11 protein-coding genes are annotated in these 19,689 nt (G+C 70.3%); 8 read left to right on the top strand and 3 right to left on the bottom strand.

Going from position 1 to position 19,689, the window contains the following annotated elements; translation table 11 throughout:
* Positions 1-118: 118 nt before the first annotated feature.
* Positions 119-3,427, bottom strand: coding sequence for an AAA family ATPase (locus OCJ37_RS13890; RefSeq protein WP_263110164.1), 3,309 nt, complete (start codon positions 3,425-3,427; stop codon positions 119-121).
* Positions 3,428-3,866: 439 nt separating this feature from the next.
* On the opposite strand from OCJ37_RS13890, the gene OCJ37_RS13885 reads away from it, so the two are divergent.
* Positions 3,867-4,562 carry a helix-turn-helix transcriptional regulator gene (locus OCJ37_RS13885; RefSeq protein WP_263110162.1) on the top strand — a complete coding sequence of 232 codons (696 nt, stop codon included), beginning with the start codon at positions 3,867-3,869 and terminating at the stop codon, positions 4,560-4,562.
* A 58-nt stretch (positions 4,563-4,620) separates the two neighbouring features.
* On the top strand, positions 4,621-5,277 hold the full coding sequence (locus OCJ37_RS13880) for a glutathione S-transferase family protein (protein WP_263110160.1): 657 nt from the start codon (positions 4,621-4,623) through the stop codon (positions 5,275-5,277).
* Between the two features lie 95 nt (positions 5,278-5,372).
* Here the strand turns inward: OCJ37_RS13880 and mutS are convergent, their stop codons facing one another.
* Entirely contained in the window at positions 5,373-7,985 is a 2,613-nt protein-coding gene (mutS, locus tag OCJ37_RS13875; RefSeq protein WP_263110158.1) for a DNA mismatch repair protein MutS, read from the bottom strand.
* Positions 7,986-8,434: 449 nt separating this feature from the next.
* Here mutS and OCJ37_RS13870 point away from each other — a divergent pair, with 449 nt between their 5' ends.
* From OCJ37_RS13870 to OCJ37_RS13850, 5 genes are all read left to right on the top strand, one after another.
* Positions 8,435-10,363 (top strand): alpha-L-fucosidase, encoded by a 1,929-nt coding sequence (locus OCJ37_RS13870; RefSeq protein ID WP_263110156.1) that lies wholly within the window; start codon positions 8,435-8,437, stop codon positions 10,361-10,363.
* A 477-nt stretch (positions 10,364-10,840) separates the two neighbouring features.
* Positions 10,841-11,356, top strand: a complete 516-nt coding sequence (locus tag OCJ37_RS13865; protein WP_263110154.1) for an RNA polymerase sigma factor — start codon at positions 10,841-10,843, stop codon at positions 11,354-11,356.
* A 20-nt stretch (positions 11,357-11,376) separates the two neighbouring features.
* Entirely contained in the window at positions 11,377-12,381 is a 1,005-nt protein-coding gene (locus tag OCJ37_RS13860) for a FecR family protein (RefSeq protein WP_263110153.1), read from the top strand.
* 142 nt (positions 12,382-12,523) lie between these two features.
* Positions 12,524-15,460, top strand: a complete 2,937-nt coding sequence (locus OCJ37_RS13855; protein WP_263110151.1) for a TonB-dependent receptor — start codon at positions 12,524-12,526, stop codon at positions 15,458-15,460.
* A 9-nt stretch (positions 15,461-15,469) separates the two neighbouring features.
* Positions 15,470-17,065 carry an alkaline phosphatase D family protein gene (locus OCJ37_RS13850; RefSeq protein WP_263110149.1) on the top strand — a complete coding sequence of 532 codons (1,596 nt, stop codon included), beginning with the start codon at positions 15,470-15,472 and terminating at the stop codon, positions 17,063-17,065.
* Between the two features lie 355 nt (positions 17,066-17,420).
* Here the strand turns inward: OCJ37_RS13850 and OCJ37_RS13845 are convergent, their stop codons facing one another.
* Positions 17,421-18,320, bottom strand: a complete 900-nt coding sequence (locus OCJ37_RS13845) for a LysR family transcriptional regulator (RefSeq protein ID WP_263110147.1) — start codon at positions 18,318-18,320, stop codon at positions 17,421-17,423.
* A 103-nt stretch (positions 18,321-18,423) separates the two neighbouring features.
* On the opposite strand from OCJ37_RS13845, the gene OCJ37_RS13840 reads away from it, so the two are divergent.
* Entirely contained in the window at positions 18,424-19,431 is a 1,008-nt protein-coding gene (locus OCJ37_RS13840) for a YeiH family protein (protein WP_317633192.1), read from the top strand.
* Positions 19,432-19,689 lie beyond the last annotated feature (258 nt).

Genomic DNA, 19,689 nt, shown 5'->3' with positions numbered 1-19,689 from the left:
AATTGATTGAGTGAACCGGTCCGATAGCGGATGGCAATCGAAAGCCCGGGCGGCGCCAAGCGTGAGGCATGCCAGTCGCGCAGTCTGGGAGAGGCGTGCGCAGCTGCGACGCCGCGGTTCAGGCGCTTGGCATCACATCGAAATCGCCGCCCAGCACGCGCTCCAGCCGGCCGCTGCGCCAACCGCGCGCGCTGTCGCGTACCAGCGGTGCCGGAGCGACGCGATAGCGCCGGCACACGCGCAGCTCGTCGTCGACGACCGGTGCCCGACGGGGCTGCCCGGGCAGGTCCGGTGCGACCCGCACCTGCGCCGTGAGCCGCCGCAGGGCCGGTTCGTCGGCGTCCTGTTCCTGCACGTGCAGGCCGGTCTCCGCCTGCAGCAGGTCCAGCGCGCCGAAGCCGGCGATCGCCAGCCAGGCGCGCCCCTGCTCGGGATCCTGCTGCAGCACTTCCACGCGCATGTTGCGTTGCGCGGCCCAGGCCAAGTACATCTGCAGCAGCTGCTGCCACCATTGCCGCGCGTCGGCGGGATGTCGGTGTAGTTCGCTGGCGCCGATGCGCAGGTCCAGCAGCGCGTCCTGCGCGCGTTGCTCCTGCAGCGCATCGCTGGCCAGTTGCAGCAGCCACAGCAGTTGCGCCAGGCGGGCGACGAACTCGCCGTCGCGCTGCGCGCCGTGCAGCCGCGCGCGCATGCGTACCGCGCTGTCCAATGCGCTTTCGATGCGGTCGCGGCGTTCGATCCGGTCCAGCACCTGGAAGCGGCCGGGCTGCGACCAGAAATCGGCTTCGCCCATGCACGCGAAGTCCGCCTCGCGCGCCAGCCGCCAGGCGTCCGCGGCATGGGTCGTGTGCAGGGTGTGCAGGGCCGTGTCCAGGCGCGCCAGGACCGCGTCGCTGGCGCTGGGTGCATAGACGATGTCGCGCAGGTCTGCCGGCGTCGCTGGATCGGCGTCGATGCCCGGCGCGGGCGTGGACGCGGGCGCGTCGGGGGCGATGAAGCGCACGTCGAGGCGATCGCCGGCGCCGCGCACGAACAGGAACTGGTCGCCCTCCGGCGCGCGCTGTTCGACGATGCTGCGCGCCAGCGGCGCCAGCAGATGCTGTTCGATCGCCCGGCGCAGCGGGCGCGCGCCCAGATCCGGGGTGAAGCCGCGGTCGAGCAGGAATTCGATCGCCGACGGTTCCCATTCCACCGCCCAGGCGCGGTTGCGCAGGCCGCGCCGGGTCAGCGTGCGATCCAGTTCCTTGTGCAGGATCTCGCGCATCAGCGCGCGGTCCAGCGGGTTGAACAGCACCACGCGGTCGAGCCGGTTGATGAACTCGCGGCGGAAGGTCTCGTACACCGCCTTCTCCACCGCGTTGCGCGAATAGCCCCCGGCGACGGTGGCAAAGCCGGGGCCGGCGCCGCGGGCGAGGGTGGCGCCGACGTTGCTGGTGAGGATGATGATGCTGTGGCGGAAGTCGGCGGTGTTGCCGTTGCGGTCGCTCAGCCGCGCATCGTCGAATACCTGCAGGAACAGGTCCCAGACCTTGGGATGGGCCTTCTCGAACTCGTCCAGCAGCACCACCGAGAACGGCTGTTCGCGGATCCGCGCGATCAGCGTGCGTTGGCCGGCGCTGTCGTCGCCGGTGAGCCGCGCCAGCGCGTCCTCGCCCTGGAATTCGCTCATGTCCAGGCGCAGCAGGCGCTCGGCATTGCCGAACAGCAGTTCGCCCAGCGCCTTGGCCAGTTCGGTCTTGCCGGTGCCGGTGGGGCCGGCGAACAGGAACACGCCGATCGGGCGATGGCTGTCGACCAGGCCGGCCTTGAGCATGGCGATGCGGTCGAGCAGGGTCTCCACCGCCTCGTCCTGGCCGAGCACGCGTTGGCGAAAGAAGCGGCGCAGCGCGTCCAGTTCCAGCCGCTGGCGATCGTCGATCACGTCCAGCGGCAGGCCGCTGCGTTTGGCCACGGCCTGCAGCAACGCATCGTCGTCGAGCGGCAGGTGCGGGGTCTGGGCGCCAGTCGCGGCCTGCAAGGTCTCGTCCAGCAACTGCAGCAGCCGTCCCGGCTCGTGCTGCTCGGGGAAATACTGCGCAGCCATGCGTTCGGCCTCGGCCAGAGTACGCGCGTCGATCACCTCCGCCTGCAGCGCCTGCCGCTGCGCCTGCGCCCACTGTTGGCCGATCTGCGCCAGCGCGGCGGGCGCGGCCGGCGCCAGCGCGACCACTTCGAAGCGTGAGCGCGTCGCCGGCCGCGCCACCTGCAGCTGCGCGAGCTGCCGCGGCGTGATCTCGCCGATCAGGCGCAGTTCGCCGCGCTCCAGCGCCGGCAGCACCAAATCGAGGATGCCGCGCGGATCGCGCGAGTGCGAGCCCTTGTGCAGCAGGTCGTAGAAATCCGGTGCGCGCCACAGTGCGCGTTCGCGATGCAGCACCGCCAGCATTTCGCGGATGCGGCCTTCCAGCTCGCCGATGTAGCTCTGCCCGGCGAGGATCTCCGCCGCCGACGCCTCGAACACGCGCCAGCCTTCGGCCAGCAGGCGTTCGCTGAGCAGGTCGATCAGCACGCTCTTGCCGACGCCGTGTTCGCCGACCAGCAGCACCGGCTGCGGCGGCGTGCCCACCAGCTGTTCGTACGCGCGCTGCAACGCCGCGTCCAGGGCGGGATGGCGCAGTCGCAGGCGCGGCGGCAGCGTGGCGACGACGCGGCCGAAACCGCCCAGCACGCGCTGCTCGCGGCGCTGGCGGCGCGCGTCCTGCAAGCGTTGCAGGAACGGCTCCAGCACCGGCTCCTTGAACTGGCCGAGCGTGTCGGCCAGCTTGGCCAGCGCATCGTCGTCCAGTCCGTCGAACTCCACCGCGCGGTCCGCTGGCGCCTTGCCCGCGGCCCAGTGCAGATAGCCGCGCAGGCGCTGACGGAACGGCACGAAGCCCCACCACCAGTCGCGCGCCTGGCGCAGCAGCAGGTGCAGATGATCGGCGTCCGGCAGCGCCTGCAGGTAATCGAGCACGAAGTTGAGCGGATACGAACCCAGATGCGGCAGCAGTTCCAGCACCGCGTCCGGATCGCTGTGGCGGCGCTGCGGCAGGGCCACTGCGGCCATCGACGGCAGCGCGTAGCCCGGGCTGCCGAGCGCTTCGATCACCGCCTGGTCGGAGAACTCCAGGCTGGCCAGCAGTGTCACCCCTTGCTGGAACTGCGGGATCCGCAACAGGTCGGCCGGGCTCTGGATCTGGTCGTCCAGCGCTTCCACCTGCTGGCGCAACCGCTGCACATGCTGGGCCGGCGTCTCCGCGGTCGGTGGCTCCGGTGCGGCCTGCTGCGGCTCCGGTTCCGGGTCGGATGCGGATTGCGGCGTGCGCGGACCGGGCGAGCCGGTGTGTTTGAAGACATGCAGCAACAAGGCACCGACGATGACGCCGATCACGAACAGGTAGATCTCCACGCGAGGCTCCTTCAGTGCCTGTCGATGCGGTTGGAACGAGCGGCGTCGCGGCGCGCGGTGGCGGCCCGGATGTTGCGGGCGGCTGTCCCGGGCGCGGTGGCTCGGCGTGCCGGTGGCGGTGCCGCGACATGCTGGTGTATCGACATGCGTTGCCTTTCTTCCTTGTCCTGGGCGCGTCCACGCGCGCGGCTCATCCCATCGTTCACGCCGGCCTGCGTCGCGCCGGCAATGCGGCAGGCGACGGCGCCACGAGTATAGGGGCGCGTGTTTCGGGTGGGCTACCGCCGCGCATGAGCCGGCCGGCAGCGGCGGTTGCCTGCGTGCTGTCGCGAATCGTTCGCTGGCCGGCGGCGCGCTCGTCCGGCGCGCCCCGCAGCGCGAGCGCAGGATCCTGCCCCGGCATCGGCCAGTACAGGGCAAAGACCACTATCCTGTCGCGATGACCATCCGCGCCACCCGCCTGCTGCACCTGCTCGATGCCCTGCGCGGGCGCCGCCGACCGGTGGCCGGCGCTCAGCTGGCCACCGCGCTGGGCGTCAGCCTGCGCACGCTGTACCGCGACATCGCGACCCTGCGCGCGCAGGGCGCCGACATCCTCGGCGATCCCGGCGTCGGCTACGTGCTGCGTCCGGGCTTCCTGCTGCCGGCGCTGAACTTCAGCGAGGACGAGCTGGAAGCGCTGACGCTGGGCGCGCGCTGGGTGGCGCAACAGGCCGACCCGGAACTGGCGCAGGCGGCGCAACGCGCGATGGCGCGGATCGCGGCGACGCTGCCCGGCAACCTGCGCGCGGCGATCGAGACCAGCGGGCTGCTGGTGCCCGCGGCCGACGTCAGGCAACCGCTCGCGCCGTGGCTGCCGGTCCTGCGCCGCGGCATCCGGCTCGAGCACGTGCTGCGGATGGACTACGCCGATGCCGACGGCACGGCCTCGCAACGGCGGATCTGGCCCTTCGCGATGGCCTTCCTCGGCGGCTACGGGATGATCGCGGCGTGGTGCGAGCTGCGCGGCGATTTCCGCCATTTCCGCGCCGACCGGGTGCGGGCCCTGGCCGACGACGGCGAGCGCTATCCCTCGCGCCGGCATCTGTTGATCAAGCGCTGGCGCGCCGCCACCGGTTACCGCGCCGACTGCTGACAGCGGCTGTCAGCAGGGCGCGCCCAGACTGCAGGCTGTCCACCACGGAAGTCTGCCCATGTCCACCGAGATCGTGCTCTACACCCACCCGCTGTCGCGCGGCCGCCTGGCCCGCTGGATGCTGGAGGAAATCGGCCTGCCGTACGCGGACGTCATCCTCGATTACGGCACCACGATGAAGGCGCCGGAGTACCTGGCGATCAACCCGATGGGCAAGGTCCCGGCACTGACCCACGGCAGCGCCGTGGTCACCGAGAACGTGGCCATCTGCGCCTACCTGGCCGACCTGGTGCCGGAGCGGCAACTGGCGCCGCCGCCGGGTTCGCCGGCGCGCGCCGACTACTATCGCTGGCTGGCGTTCCTGGCCGGCCCGGTCGAGGCCTTGCTCACCGCCAAGGAAGCCGGGGCGCTGGCACCGGCGCGCAGCGCCGGCTACGGCAACGAGGCCGACCTGCTGCGCACGCTGGAGCAGGCGATCGAGGGGCGCGAGCACCTGGTCGGCGAGCGCTTCAGCGCGGCCGACCTGTACGCGACGGGGGTGCTCGGGTTCTACCTGCGCATCGGCGTGCTCGAACCGCGCCCGGCGTTCGCCGCCTTCGTCCAGCGCCACATCGCGCGCCCGGCGGCATTGCGGGCCAAGGCGCTCGACGATGCGCTGGTCGCGGCGCACCCCAATCCGGACATGCCGGCGAGCGTGGCGCCGGCCGTCGCCTAGCGCGAGAGGGCTTGCGCAGCGGGTGTGCGTGCTGAGCGCACGGGCCCTCACCCAGCCCTCTCCCGGTGGGAGAGGGACGAAAGCCGCACGCCGCGCTACAGCAGCGACTTGAGCCGGTACAGCGCTTCCAGCGCCTGCTTGGGGGTCAGCTCGTCCGGGTCCAGCGCCGCCAGCGCGTCCTGCGCGGCCGAGGGCGTGGCCGCGAACAGCCCGAACTGCTGCGGCGCGTCCAGCGCCTGCGGCGCCATCTGCGAGGCGTGGCTCTCGCCGCCGCGCTGCTCCAGTTCCGCCAGCCGCCGCCGCGCCTGCGCGACGGTGGACTTCGGCAGGCCGGCCAGCGCCGCCACCTGCAGGCCGAAACTGCGATTGGCCGGGCCGTCCTTCACCGCATGCATGAACACCAGCTTGTCGCCGTGCTCGACCGCGTCCAGGTGCACGTTGGCGATGCCGCTGGCGCCGCCTTCGACCGATTCGTCGGCCAGCGCGGTCAGTTCGAAATAGTGCGTGGCGAACAGGGTGTAGCAGCGGTTGTGGTGCACCAGGTGGCGCGCCACCGCGTCGGCCAGGGCCAGGCCGTCGTAGGTGGAGGTGCCGCGGCCGATCTCGTCCATCAGCACCAGCGACTGCGCGCTGGCATGGTGCAGGATGTAGCTGGTCTCGGCCATCTCGACCATGAAGGTGGACTGGCCGCGCGCCAGGTCGTCGCCGGCGCCGATGCGGGTCAGGATGCGGTCGATCGGGCCGATCACCGCGCGGGTGGCCGGCACGTAGCTGCCGATGTGCGCCAGCAGCACGATCAGCGCGTTCTGGCGCATGTAGGTGGACTTGCCGCCCATGTTCGGGCCGGTGATCACCAGCATGCGCCGGTCCGGATGCAGGTCCAGGTCGTTGGGTTCGAACGGTTGCTCGCGCACCGCTTCCACCACCGGGTGGCGGCCGCGCTCGATGCGCAGGCACGGCGCGGTGTCCAGTTCCGGTTGCGCCCAGTCCAGCGCCTGCGCGCGCTCGGCGAAAGCGGCCAGCACGTCCAGTTCGCTGAGCGCGGCGGCGGCGCGCTTGAGCGGTTCCAGGCGCTCGCCCAGCGTGTCCAGCAGGGCCTCGTACAGCAGCTTCTCGCGCGACAGGGCGCGCTCGCGCGCCGACAGCACCTTGTCCTCGAAGTTCTTCAGTTCCTCGGTGATGTAGCGCTCGGCGTTGGTCAGCGTCTGCCGCCGCGTGTAGTGCACCGGCGCCCTGTCGGCCTGGCCCTTGCTGATCTCGATGTAGTAGCCGTGCACGCGGTTGTAGCCGACCTTCAGCGTGGCGATGCCGCTGCTGGCGCGTTCGCGCGCTTCCAGGTCGATCAGGAACTGGTCGGCATGGGTACTGAGCCGGCGCAGTTCGTCCAGCTCGGCGTCGTAGTCGGCGGCGATGACGCCGCCGTCGCTGAGCTTGAGCGGCGGCTGTTCGGCGATCGCCGCGGCCAGCAGGTGCGCGATCTCGTCGTGCTGGCCCAGTTCGGCGGCCAGCGCCGCCAGCCGCGGCGAATCCAGCGGCGCCAGGATCGCGCGCACCGTCGGCAGCAGGCCCAGGCCGTCGCGCAGCGTGGAGAAATCGCGCGGGCGCGCCGAGCGCAGCGCCACGCGGGTGAGGATGCGCTCGATGTCGCCGAGCGCGCGGAACGCGTCGCGCAGGTCGGCATCGGCGCCGCGGTCGATCAGCGTGCCGACCGCGTGGTGGCGCTGCACCAGCACCTCGCGCAGGCGCAGCGGCCGGTGCAGCCAACGCCGCAGCAGGCGTCCGCCCATCGGCGTGACCGTACTGTCGAGCACGCCGAGCAGCGTGTTGCGGGTGTCGCCGTCCACCCTCGTGTCCAGCTCCAGGTGGCGGCGGGTGGCGGCGTTCATCGCGATCGCCTCGGCGGCGGTCTCCATCGCGATCGCGGTCAGGTGCGGCAGGCGCTGCTTCTGCGTCTCCTCCACGTAGCCGAGCAGCGCGCCGGCGGCGGCGGTGGCGCGCGGCTTGTCGTCGATGCCGAAACCGGTGAGGTCGTGCAACTGGAAGAAATTCAACAACTGGCGGCGGCCGCTGTCGGCGTCGAACAGCCACGGCGCGCGGCGGCGCACGCCGCGGCGCTCGCGCAGGAACTCCGGCCACTGGTCCTCGTCGGGGACCAGCAGTTCGGCCGGCTCCAGCCGCGCCAGTTCGGCTTCCAGCGCGTCCTCGCTGTCGACCTCATTGACCAGAAAACGGCCGCCGGCCAGGTCGGCCCAGGCCAGGCCGTAGCCGTGCTTGTTGCGCGCGATCGCCATCAGCAAGGTGTCGCGGCGCTCGTCGAGCAGCGCCTCGTCGGTGACCGTGCCTGGGGTGACCACGCGCACCACCTTGCGCTCGACCAGGCCCTTGGCCAGCGCCGGATCGCCGATCTGCTCGCAGATCGCGACCGACTCGCCCAGCGCCACCAGCCGCGCCAGGTAGCCTTCGTAGGCATGCACCGGCACCCCGGCCATCGGGATCGGCGCGCCGCCAGAGCTGCCGCGCTGGGTCAGGGTGATGTCCAACAGGCGCGCGGCCTTGCGCGCGTCGTCGTAGAACAGCTCGTAGAAATCGCCCATGCGGAAGAACAGCAGCAGGTCCGGGTAGTCGGACTTGGCGGCGAAGAACTGCTTCATCAGCGGGGTATGCTCCGCTGCGCTTCCAGGAGCTTGGGTCTTTTCTCGATTTTGCATCTGATTCAATGGGTTAAGGAATTTCAGGTTGGCTGGCCGTGGGCAAGTATGGACGTGTGCAGCCAGCAAAGGACAGGGTGGCGCGGCTTCAGCCTGGCTCCATGGCCCGATGCGTCGCCTGGCGATCCACGGTGGAACTCCGGGCGCCGCTCCGATTCCATGGACACATGTAGGAAGGTCAATCGGGGAGGCAAGGAATGTCCGGTCGGTACGCCGCACCTGCAATGCCGAGTCCATGGCAAGCACGGTCGAGTCGTCTGGGCGTCAGCTGCACGTGTCCATGGAAACGGGATCGGCGACAGCGCGCAGTTCATTACCCAAGCATGCGGCGAAGGATCGCCACACGGATTGACCTTCTCCCCATTGCACGACCGTCCGTAGCTTCGAAGGCGGACTCATCCGCCGTCGGAAAAGCTAAGATCGGACCTTGTGCAGAGTCGGAGGCGCTAATGATCGATCGTCGTACCTTTCTTGCCACGGGTGTTGTGGCCGTCGCCGCAGGTTTCAGCGCATCCGCCGCTCAGATCGCGGCTGCACCGCGTCCCAGGGCGCCGGCGCCGTGGGGCGCCGTGCCCAGCGCGCGACAGCTGCGGTGGCACCGGTGGGAGCAATACGCCTTCGTGCATTTTGCGATGAACACCTTTACCGACAAGGAATGGGGCTACGGCGACGAAGATCCGCGCAAATTCGATCCCAGCGATTTCTCCGCCGATCAGATCGTGGCCGCGGCCAAGGCCGGCAATCTGAAAGGGCTCATCTTTACCGCCAAGCACCACGATGGGTTCTGCCTCTGGCCGACACGCCTGACCGAGCATTGCATTCGCAATTCGCCCTACAAGAACGGCAAGGGCGACATCGTCGGCGAAATGGCGGCGGCGTGCCGGCGCGCTGGCCTGGCCTTCGGCATCTACCTGTCCCCCTGGGATCGCAACCACGCCGAGTACGGTCGCCCCGGATATCTCGACTATTTCCGCAAGCAGATCGTCGAACTGTGCACGGGCTACGGCGACCTGTTCGAATTCTGGTTCGACGGCGCCAATGGCGGCGACGGCTACTATGGCGGTGCGCGCGAGACGCGCAAGCTCGATGCGCCCGCCTACTACGACTGGCCGCGGATGATCGAACTGGTCCACCAGCACCAGCCGCTGGCCTGCACCTTCGACCCGCTCGGCGCCGACATCCGCTGGGTCGGCAACGAGGACGGCGTCGCTGGCGATCCGTGCTGGCCGACCATGCCCAATGCCCCGTATACCCAGGAAAACGGCAATGCCGGCGTGCGCGGGGCGGCACTGTGGTGGCCCGCCGAGACCAACACCTCGATCCGCCCAGGCTGGTTCTACCATGCCGACGAAGACGGCAAGGTGCGCAGCCCGGAGAACCTGGTGCGCTACTTCGACACCTCGGTCGCGCGCGGCACCAACATGAACCTCAATCTTCCGCCCGACCGACGCGGCCGCATCGCCGACCACGACGTCGCGGTGCTGCAGAGCTTCGGCGACGCGATCCGCGCCAGCTTCGCCATCGATCTGGCCAAGGGCGCCAAGGCCAGCGCCAGCGCGTCCCGCGGTCCCGGGTTCGAGCCGGCACGCGTGCTCGACCGCCAGGCGGACAGCTACTGGTCCACGCCGGACGACGTCACCACGCCGACGCTGACGCTGGACCTGTCGGCGATGCGCAGCTTCGACCTGATCCGGCTGCGCGAATACCTGCCGCTGGGCGTGCGCGTCACCCGCTTCGCGATCGAAGCCGAGGTCGATGGGCAATGGCGGCGGCTGGCCGAAGCGCAATGCATCGGGGCACAGCGGATCCTGCGGCTGGATCGCCCGGTCGCCGCGCGCCGGGTGCGCTTGGTCGTGCTGGAGGCCCCGGTCTGCCCGGCGATCAGCGAATTCGCGCTGTTCCGCGCGGTTGCGCCGGTTCCGGTCGCGCGGCCGGTGGCGAACGCGCCGGACGTGCTGTCCGCCGCTGGCTGGCGAATCGTCGAGGCCAGTGCGCCGGGCGCGGAGAAGTTGCTCGACGACGATGCCGGCACGGTCTGGGTCGTGCCCGCTCCCAAACCTGGCCATCCCGCGCAGGTGACCATCGACCTCGGCGCGCTGCGTCAGGTCGCCGGCTTCAGCCTCACCCCGTCGCGCGCGGTGATGAACGGCGCGGCGCCGCCGAAAGGCTATCGCGCCGAAAGCAGCGAAGACGGTCGACACTGGCAGCCGGCCGGCGCCGGCGAACTGGCCAATATCGCCTACGCGCTCTCGACCCAGCGGCTGAATTTCCCCGACGTCCGCCAGATCCGCTACCTGCGGCTATCGTTCGCCGAAACGGCGGTGCCCGCCGAACGGCTGGCGATCGCCGGTATCGGCGCATTCTCGCGCTTGCGATGACGGCTTGCGATCCCTCACCGCCATGCGCGGTGGGTGGTCGTGCATCGATGCGGGCGACGCAGCCTCGCCGGCTTGGAGAGGCTTGATCGGCGTTGAGATCGGCTTCGGGGTCAAGCGTCAGCGACTTCGCCCAAGATGGCGCCGCGACCACGGCATGGGCGGAGGCGTCGATGGTGCGCCTGGGCGCCTGCGCGGGAGGGGCGGAGTCGGGAGCGCCCGGCGCCCGTAGTGCATGTGTCGTGCGGCGCCGCCCTGCAGGTCGGTCGGGGACGGGTGCGGTTGGATGGAAACGGACGCGTACAGGCGCCCGATGCGCTCGATGCAGTTCAGCGAGGACATCGCCGACGATCGACGCCGAGCCGCGACACGCGATCGACACTACAACGCAGCGCAGTGCGGCAGCGCTGCGATGCAACCGCGATGTCATCTTGTCGCGGGAAGATCGAACGTTTCCAAGTGTGGTGCGGTCGATCGGTCGTGAGCAGCGTGAGGATCTGGGAGAAGAGCTACGAGCTGCGGCGCCGTCTGCTGCGTGGCTTCTTCCTTCGCCGTGGCTCGCCCACCGAGGATGCCGAGGACCTGGCGCAGGAGGTCTACCTGCGCCTGCTGCGCAGCACCGGCGAGAACGCCGAGGCGGTCGCCAATCCCGAGGCCTATCTGTTCACCGTGGCGGCCAACCTGGCCCGCGAGCATGCGCGCGCGCGCTCAGCGCTGCCGCCGCTGGAGGATGTGGAACTGCTGGCCGAGGTGCTGAAGAGCGAAGAGGACGTCGAGGGCGAATTCGAACGCAGGCAGCGCTGGAGCGACATCCGCAGCACCATCGCGCGGCTGCCGCCGACTACCCGCCGCATGATGGAACTGCATTACCGCGACGGCCTGGAGTGCCCGCAGATCAGTGCGCAGCTGGACGTGTCCGTGCACATGGTGCGCAAGCACATCGGCAAGGGCCTGGACGCCTGCCGGAAGGCGTTGGGCGCGGGAGAGGACGCATGAACCGGCAGGAGCCGACATCCATGGAAGGAACCGTGGCCGAGCAGGCGACTCGCTGGTTCATGCGCAACCGCGAGGGGCCGCTGAGCGAGCCCCAGCGCCTGGCGTTCCTGGACTGGATGCAGCGTTCGCCCGAGCACGTGCGCGAATACCTGCGCGCCTTGCACCTGCATCGGCAGGTGGGCGCCGCGATGGGCATGGCGCAGCAGGATGCAGCGGCTGCCGGCCAGGCCGCGCGCGGCACCCCGGCCAAGGTGGTGCCGCTGTTCGCCGGCACCCCGCGCGCGGCCGCGCCGCGCGTGCGCCGCGCGCGCCGTGGCTGGACGCTGGCGGCCGCCGCGGCGTGCATGGCGCTGGGGTTGGGCCTGGCGCTGTGGCACCTGCAGCCGCAGGCGCTGGTGCTGGCGGCCGGGCACGGGCAACTGCGCGACGTGCGGCTTGCCGACGGCAGCCAGCTGCGCCTCAACGCCGACAGCGTCGTGCGCGTGCGCATGGGCTGGCTGGCGCGGCGCGTGGAGCTGCTGCAGGGCGAGGCCACCTTCGACATCGCCGCGGACCGGCGCCCCTTCCAGGTGCAGGTCGACGATCTGCAGATCCGCGACATCGGCACCGTGTTCGACGTGTCGCGGCGGCTGCAGGGCACCCGCATCGGGGTGATGTCCGGCGAAGTGGAGGTCTGGAGCGGCGGCGCGGATGCGCGGCGCCTGGCGCAGCTGGACGCCGGCCGGGTGGTGCTGGTGGAGCGCGGCAGCGGCGCGGTGCAACGGCTCGACATGCCGGCGTCGATGCTGCTGGACTGGCAACAGCGCAAGGTCTCCTTCCTCGACGAACGCCTGGACGAGGTCGCGGCGGCGTTCAACCGCCACAACACGGTGCAGGTGGTGGTCGAGGACGCGGCGGCCGCATCGGTACGCCTGTCCGGCAGCCTGGACGCGCACCGCGTCGCGGCGCTGCAGGCCTTCCTGCAGCGCGATGCGCGCTTCGCGGTGCGCCGCGATGGCGACACCGTGCGCGTCTCCAGCCGCTGAGCGCGCCGCGCCCGCGCGCTGTCAAAAAAAATTCATCGAATCCGCGTTCTCCACTTCCGCGCTTTCCCGCTCTTTCTTAAGGAGAAGCCGCCGTCGATCCGCGACGTGGCCCCCGCCGTCCTCTCTCCTCCAAGGAACCGCAATGCGGAAGCAGCTCTACCTGTCGATCGTCCTCGCCCTCTCACCTTGTCTCCTCGCCCAGGCGCGCGCGGCGGCGCCGGACGGCCTGGAGGCCCGGGTCGCCGCGCCGATCGCCGCGCAGCCGTTGAGCCGCGCGCTGGAACAGCTCTCGCGGCAGTCGGGGGTGCAGTTCCTGTACTCGCCGAGCGGCACCGCGCGCATGGGCGGCGCGGTGCCGGCCGGCGCGACCGTCAAGCAGGCGCTGGACGCGCTGCTGGCCGGTACCGGCCTGCACTACGCGGTGGTGGACGGCAACGTCATCGCCATCGATCCGGCCCCGGCACGCAGCGCGCCCAAGCCGGTCGCGCCGCCGCCGCCGCGCGAGGAGGAGGGAAGGGTCGCGCCCACCCTGGATGCGGTGAAGGTGATCGCCGCGCACGAGGTGATCGAGCAGAAGAAGACCTCGCCGATGATCCGCGATTCGGTGATCTACGACGAGATGGACAGCTACGGCGACGAGACGCTGGCCGAAAGCCTGATGGCCGCGCCGGGCCTGAGCGCCGTGGAGGACGCCGGCGAACCGCGCTACGTGACCGTGCGCGGCGTGCAGGCCAACCTCAACTACACCACCATCGACGGCATCGCCATCGCCAGCGTGGGCAGCAGCGGCTCGGGCGAGCGCATGAACAACCTGCAGCTGATCCCCAGCGACATCGGCACCCGCACCGACATCTACAAGAGCTTCAGCGCCGAGCAGGCGCCGGACGCCATCGGCGGGGTGATCGACATCATCAGCCGCAGCGCGTTCGACCGTTCGGGCAAGTACGTGTTCGCCGACCTCGCCGGCATCTACTCCACCGCCGAAACCGACGTCGGCCGCAGCGCCGGCGGCGACCACAAGACCATGGGCCACTTCGGCAAGAGCGCCAAGGCGGTGTTCTCCAACCAGTTCGGCGCCGACCAGCAGTTCGGCATCGTGGCGGTGGCGCGCTACGAGCAGCGCTCGCGCAACAGCATCAAGCGCTGGGTGGAATCGAACTACTACTACAACGACGCCGGCAAGTACCTGACCGACGGCACCACCGAGCCCAGCGAGGCCGCCGGCTGGAACGGCCTGCGCGCGCCGGGCAACTTCAGCACCGGCACCTACACCAACTACATCACCAACTTCGGCGGCTCGGCCAAGCTGGAGTGGAAGCCGTCGGACGAGCCGTTCTACGCCTCGCTGCTGCTGTACTCGTACCGGTTCTACGAGAACTCGACGATGAACAAGACCGACCTGTACTCCAACGCCAAGTTCCCGATCCGCAACCAGACCGAGGACGGCGGCACCACCCAGATCAACAGCATCTACATCAAGAACCGGCACGACCGCTGGGACCGCAGCAACCGCGGCGCCATCGCCAGTTTCAGCTGGGACGTGGGCGAGCTGTCCACGCTCACCCTGCGCGCCGGCCACACCGAGGAGACCTTCGACAACACCCAGGTCTACTGGGGCGTGCGCGCCTATCCGAGCAACCTGTTCGTCGACTACGCCAACGACGCCCACGGTTTTCCGAACGCGGTCGGCGTGTCCGATCCCCGCCTGCTGACCACCTCGGCGTTCAAGCTCAACCCGGCGCAGGCCTACACCTCCCCGCGCGATGCGCAGGAGACCATCGACGACCTGCGCGTGGACTTCACCCACAACATCGGCGCCGATGCACGCGGCTTCGGTATCGCCGCCGGCGCCGAATACCGGCACCTGAACATCTGGCAGGACGTCGATTTCGACTACTACAAGACCAACGCGACGCTCAACGACTACCTGTACCCGGGCTCGACCCTGCTGGGTACCGTGCCGGGCTTTCCGTTGATCGACAACCGCAAGTGGAGCGAGCAGCTGGCGCCGAAGCTGGGCGACAACAACGCCGCCTACCCGAACGCCAACGTCACCAGCGACTACAAGTACGTCGAGGACATCGCCAACGCCTACGTCTCGGCGCACTACGCCTGGGAACGGCTGCTGCTGATCGGCGGCCTGCGCTACGACCACACCCGCTTCGACGCGTTCAGCCCCTTCAGCGACGACGGCGGCGCGACCTATACGGACGCCTTGCGCAAGACCGGCGGCGGCTACGACAACCTGCTGCCGTCGTTGAACGCCACCTTCAAGCTCAGCGACGACCAGCGCCTGCGCTTCTCGGCCAGCCGCACGCTGGGCCGGCCGACGCCGAGCAACATCGCCCAGGCCACCAACACCAGCTGCGGCGACGACGGCCAGGGCGGCAACTTCTGCACCATCCAGCAGGGCAACGCCGGCCTGGAGCCGCGCCGCGCCACCAACCTGGACCTGGCCTGGGACCTGTACTTCAACGGCAACAACGGCCTGGTCTCGGTGGCGCTGTTCGACAAGGTGATCAAGGACGACATCTACACCCTGACCACCTTCCAGACCATCGGCGACGTCCGCTACCGGGTGACCCAGCCGATGAACACCGACGAGTCCACGCTGCGCGGCGTGGAGTTCGCCATCGCCAACCGCAACCTGCGCTGGGGCCAGCAGCGCTTCGACATGTACTTCAACGCCACCCGGCTGGAGGGGCGCACCGACTACCGGATCAGCGACGGCAGCGAACGCCGCCTCGACCGCCTGCTGTACCAGCCGGACTGGTCGTTGAACGGCTCGGTGATCTGGCGCATGCCGTGGCAGGGCGCGCAGCTGCGCATGTCCGGCACCTACCGCAGCCGCATGCTGGTCGATTTCGGCGACACGCAGTGGCTGGACTCGTACTACGACCCGTACATGACCTTCAACCTGGCCTTCAGCCACCGCATCGGCAGGCACGTGACGCTGAAGTACGAAGCCAAGAACCTGTTCAACACGCAGCCGACCTACAGCACCGGCCCGAACGGCCGCTTCCGTACCGAGATCGACGACTACGGCCGCTTCTTCTACTTCCACCTCATCTACAACTGAGGCGATGCCATGACCACATTCAATCGCAGGCGCTTCCTCGCCCTGTCCGGCCTTTCCGCGTTCGGCGCGTGGATGGGCACCGCTTCGGTGCTGGCCGCGCAGACCGACGCCAAGGCCCTGAGCCCGCGCAACCTGCTGGCGTCGCCGCGTTTCGCGAGCACGCCGTTTGCCCTCGGCGTGGCCTCCGGCGATCCGTCGCCGGACGGCGTGGTGCTGTGGACGCGGCTGGCGACCGAGCCGCTGGTGTTCGGTGGCGGCGTGCCGGCGCGGCCGATGGTGGTGCAATGGCAGGTGGCCGCCGACGAGGGCTTCGCCAAGCCGGTGCGGCGCGGCACGTCGCTGGCCCATCCGGAGCTGGGCCATGCGGTGCATGTCGAACTGGACGGGCTGGCCCCGGGCCGGCCGTACTGGTACCGCTTCGACATCGGCGGCCACGCCAGCCCGGTCGGCCGCACCTGCACCTTGCCCGCGGCGAACGCCAGGGTGGAGCGGGTGCGCTTCGCGGTCGCCGGTTGCCAGCACTACGAGGAAGGCCACTACACCGCATGGCGGCGCATCGCCGAGGAGCCGCTGGACTTCGTCTTCCACTACGGCGACTACATCTACGAGGGCGAAACCAAGCCGGGCGTGCGCAAGATGAACGGACGCCCGTTCACCAACCTGCGCAACCACGTCGGCCCGGAGATCTACACGCTGGACGACTACCGGCGCCGCTACGCGCAATACAAGAGCGATCCCGACCTGCAGGCCGCGCACGCGGCGGCACCGTGGTTCGTGACCTTCGACGACCACGAAGTGGACAACAACTGGGCCGGCGCCGAAGACCAGGACGGCACGCCCAGCGAAGTGTTCCTGCTGCGGCGCGCGCAGGCGTTCCAGGCCTACTACGAGAACATGCCGCTGCGGCGCTCCTCGTTCCCGCGCGACGGGCACCTGCAGCTCTACCGGCGCGCGCGCTACGGCAGCCTGATGGACCTGCACCTGCTCGACACCCGCCAGTACCGCAGCAAGCAGGTCGACATGGCGCAGCGCGCGCAGGTGGCGTCGCCGGCGCGCAGCATCGTCGGCGCCAAGCAGGAACGGTGGCTGTTCGACGGGCTGGCCGACGCGGCCCCGCGCTGGCACGCCATCGCCCACCAGGTGTCGCTGGGCAACTACGCGGAGGAGAAGAACGGCGCGGTGGTGTCCTCCGACGACCAGTGGTCCGGCTACCTGGCCAGCCGCCGGCGCCTGCTCGACCATATCCAGCGGGTCGGCTTCGGCAACGTGGTCACCACCTGCGGCGACGCGCACCGCCATTACGCCAGCGACCTGGTGCAGGACAACGCCGATTCCGGGATCGTCTCAAGCGAATTCCTCGCCACCTCGATCAGTTCCGGTTCCGACGGCCTGGGCGTGGACGCACTGGCCGAAGGCACGCTGCGGCACAGCCCGCACCTGAAGGCCACCACCGACAAACGCGGCTATGTGCTGTGCGACGTGACCCGCGACGCGTGGATCGGCGACATGAAGACGCTGGACCAGGTGATGCGGCCGAACGGCACCCTGCAGAGCTGGAAGCGCTATGCCGTCGAGCACGGCAGGCCGGGGTTGCAGGAGGCCTGAGATGCCCCTCACGCAAACACTGTAGAGGGCTTCAGCCCGGACATGGTGCGCAGCCGGCGATCGCTCGCATCGCTAGGCCGGAACGATGCGCGTCGGCGGCGTTCAAGGGAAGCTTGCTGCTGAAAGATATCGGTAGCTTCCCCCGTGCCGCTGCAGTGGATGGCGCCGCCGCATTGGCGTGCAAATGGGGGCTGGTGCGATGCAGAAGCGTGCGCTGAACGGCGGGCTTCTAGGTGCAGCAGCGCACCAGGCAGATCGGCATACGCACGCGCCGTAAAACGACATGGCGTGGGGCAATGTCGATCCAGGGCAGGAAGCCCACGGAGGCGTCATCCGCCACAGCGGCCGCGCCTGGTCAGCCGATCGCCGCGGCCGCGTCGCGATCGATGGCCAGCAGCGCCGCCGCGGCGGCGCCGAGCGCGCGCTCGCGGTGGCGCACGGCATGGAAGGTGCGCGTGCCCAGCGCCGCGCCCACGCGCTGCAGGCGCCCGCTTTCCAGCCATGGCGCGGCCGCCAGTTGCGAGACCGCCGCCACGCTGTGCCCGGACAGCACCGCCGACAGCACCGCTTCGTTCGACGGCAATGTCAGCGCGACGCTCAGCGCGTCCGGCGCGACCCGCGCCGCGCGCAGCGCGGCTTCGAACTCCGAGCGGGTGCCGGAGCCGGGCTCGCGCATGATCCACGAACTGGACGCCGCCAGCGCCGGCAGCGCGATCCGGCGGCGCCCGGCCAGGCGATGGCTGGGCGCGGCGACCACCACCAGCCGGTCCTGGGCCAGCGCGGTCAGCGCCAGCGCCGGGTCGCGCACGCCGCCCTCGACGAAGCCCAGTTCCGCGCGGCCCTCGGCGACCGCGCGCGTCACGCTTTCGGTGTTGCCGACGCTGAGGCGGATCTCGATCTGCGCGTAGCGCGCATGGAAGGCCATCAGCCGCGCCGGCAGCCAATAGCTGGCCACGGTCTGGCTGGCATGCAGCTCCAGCGTGCCGCGCAGCACGCCGCGCCATTCGCTCAGGGCCAGTTCGGCGGCATGGGCGCGCGCCAGGATCGCCCGCGCCTCGTCGGCGAACGCGGCGCCGGCGGCGGTCAGTTCGATGCCGCGGCCCACGCGGTGGAACAGAGCCACGCCGTACCGGGTTTCCAACGCCTTGATCGCGGCGCTGGCCGCCGACGGCGTGCGGTGCGCGGCCTGCGCGCCCAGGGTCAGGTGCTGGCGTTCGGCGACGGCGACGAACAGCGCGAGTTGTTCCAGGGTCACGGGAAAGACCGTTCGGTTGAGCCGAACGAACTATCCACCATTATGCGATGGAATGACAGGATCGCCCGGCGCATCCTGCGGCCACTTCGACACGGTGGCGGCAATGGGCAGGGCGATAGGAAACGGAACGGCGCTGTGGCCTGGCGCGCTGTTGGCCACGGCGGTCGCGGCGCTGGCCATGCTGGTGGAGCGGGTGCAACTGCGCTGGCTGGGTCGTCCATGGCTCGATGCGCTGGTGCTGGCGATCGTGCTCGGCACCTTGCTGCGCACGGCGGTGCGGTTGCCGGCGCGCGCCCACGCCGGGATCGCGTTCGCCGCCAAGCTGCCGCTGGAAGTGGCGATCGTGCTGCTCGGTGCGTCGGTGAGCATCAGGACGGTCGGCGCGGCCGGCGGGCTGCTGCTGGGGCTGGTCGCGGCGATCGTGCTGCTGGCGATCGGCATCGGCTACGGCATCGGCCGCCTGCTCGGCCTGCCGGCGCGCCTGGCCACGCTGGTGGCGTGCGGCAATGCGATCTGCGGCAATTCGGCGATCGTCGCGGCGGCGCCGGTGATCGAGGCCGATTCGGACGAAGTGGCCGCCTCGATCGCCTTCACTGCGGCCTTGGGCATCGTGGTGGTGTTGGCCCTGCCGCTGGCGGTGCCGCTGTTCGGCCTGGACCAGCGCCATTACGGCATCCTCGCCGGCATGACCGTGTATGCGGTGCCGCAGGTGCTGGCGGCGACGCTGCCGGTGGGCGCAGTCAGCGCGCAGGTCGGCGCGCTGGTCAAGCTGATGCGGGTGTTGATGCTGGGGCCGGTGATGCTGCTGCTCGGCCTGCGCGCCGGACGGCCGGGCGCGGCGCGGTTGCCGTGGCACCGCGCGCTGCCGTGGTTCGTGCTGGGCTTCGTCGGCATGATGCTGCTGCGCTCGGCGGGCCTGTTGCCGCCAGCGCTGGCGGCCGCGGCGCAGCAGGCGTCCGCGTGGCTGACCCTGGTCGCGATGGCGGCGCTGGGGCTGTCGGTGAACCTGCGCTCGGTGCTGGCCTCCGGCGGCCGCGTGCTGGCCGCGGGCACGCTGTCGCTGCTGGCGCTGGCCGGCATCAGCGCGCTGCTGGTGTGGTGGCTGCCGTGACGCGAGCCCATGCATGCCGGCGTGCGGTTCGTCGGCATCGCGGACGGGACTTTCCGGGAACGCGCGCAGTGGCGTGCCGCGGCCTCGGCAATCGCGAGGACGCGCGCCGGGTGCGGGATGCGCCGCTGCCGGACCGGCACGTCGCATCGCGCCACAACGCCGCGTCGGGTTTCGATCGCGCATGCGACGGCCGCATCTGCGCGGCGCCGTCCCGGCACTCGCGACCGGCAGCGGTGTAATAGTCTCCGCGGCGGCCCC

Origin of the sequence: Xanthomonas sp. AM6, assembly GCF_025665335.1 — a bacterium.
Lineage (GTDB): Bacteria > Pseudomonadota > Gammaproteobacteria > Xanthomonadales > Xanthomonadaceae > Xanthomonas_A.
Note: the sequence above shows the minus strand (reverse complement) of the source record. Positions and strands in the feature narration are given on the sequence as shown.

What these genes read in the sequence shown, in the direction of transcription:
- OCJ37_RS13885 (WP_263110162.1), top strand. Translation starts at nt 3,867, where the DNA reads ATGACCATCCGCGCCACCCGCCTGCTGCACCTGCTCGATGCCCTGCGC.
- OCJ37_RS13880 (WP_263110160.1), top strand. Translation starts at nt 4,621, where the DNA reads ATGTCCACCGAGATCGTGCTCTACACCCACCCGCTGTCGCGCGGCCGC.
- mutS (WP_263110158.1), bottom strand. Translation starts at nt 7,985, where the DNA reads ATGCAAAATCGAGAAAAGACCCAAGCTCCTGGAAGCGCAGCGGAGCAT.
- OCJ37_RS13870 (WP_263110156.1), top strand. Translation starts at nt 8,435, where the DNA reads ATGATCGATCGTCGTACCTTTCTTGCCACGGGTGTTGTGGCCGTCGCC.
- OCJ37_RS13860 (WP_263110153.1), top strand. Translation starts at nt 11,377, where the DNA reads ATGGAAGGAACCGTGGCCGAGCAGGCGACTCGCTGGTTCATGCGCAAC.
- OCJ37_RS13855 (WP_263110151.1), top strand. Translation starts at nt 12,524, where the DNA reads ATGCGGAAGCAGCTCTACCTGTCGATCGTCCTCGCCCTCTCACCTTGT.
- OCJ37_RS13850 (WP_263110149.1), top strand. Translation starts at nt 15,470, where the DNA reads ATGACCACATTCAATCGCAGGCGCTTCCTCGCCCTGTCCGGCCTTTCC.
- OCJ37_RS13840 (WP_317633192.1), top strand. Translation starts at nt 18,424, where the DNA reads ATGGGCAGGGCGATAGGAAACGGAACGGCGCTGTGGCCTGGCGCGCTG.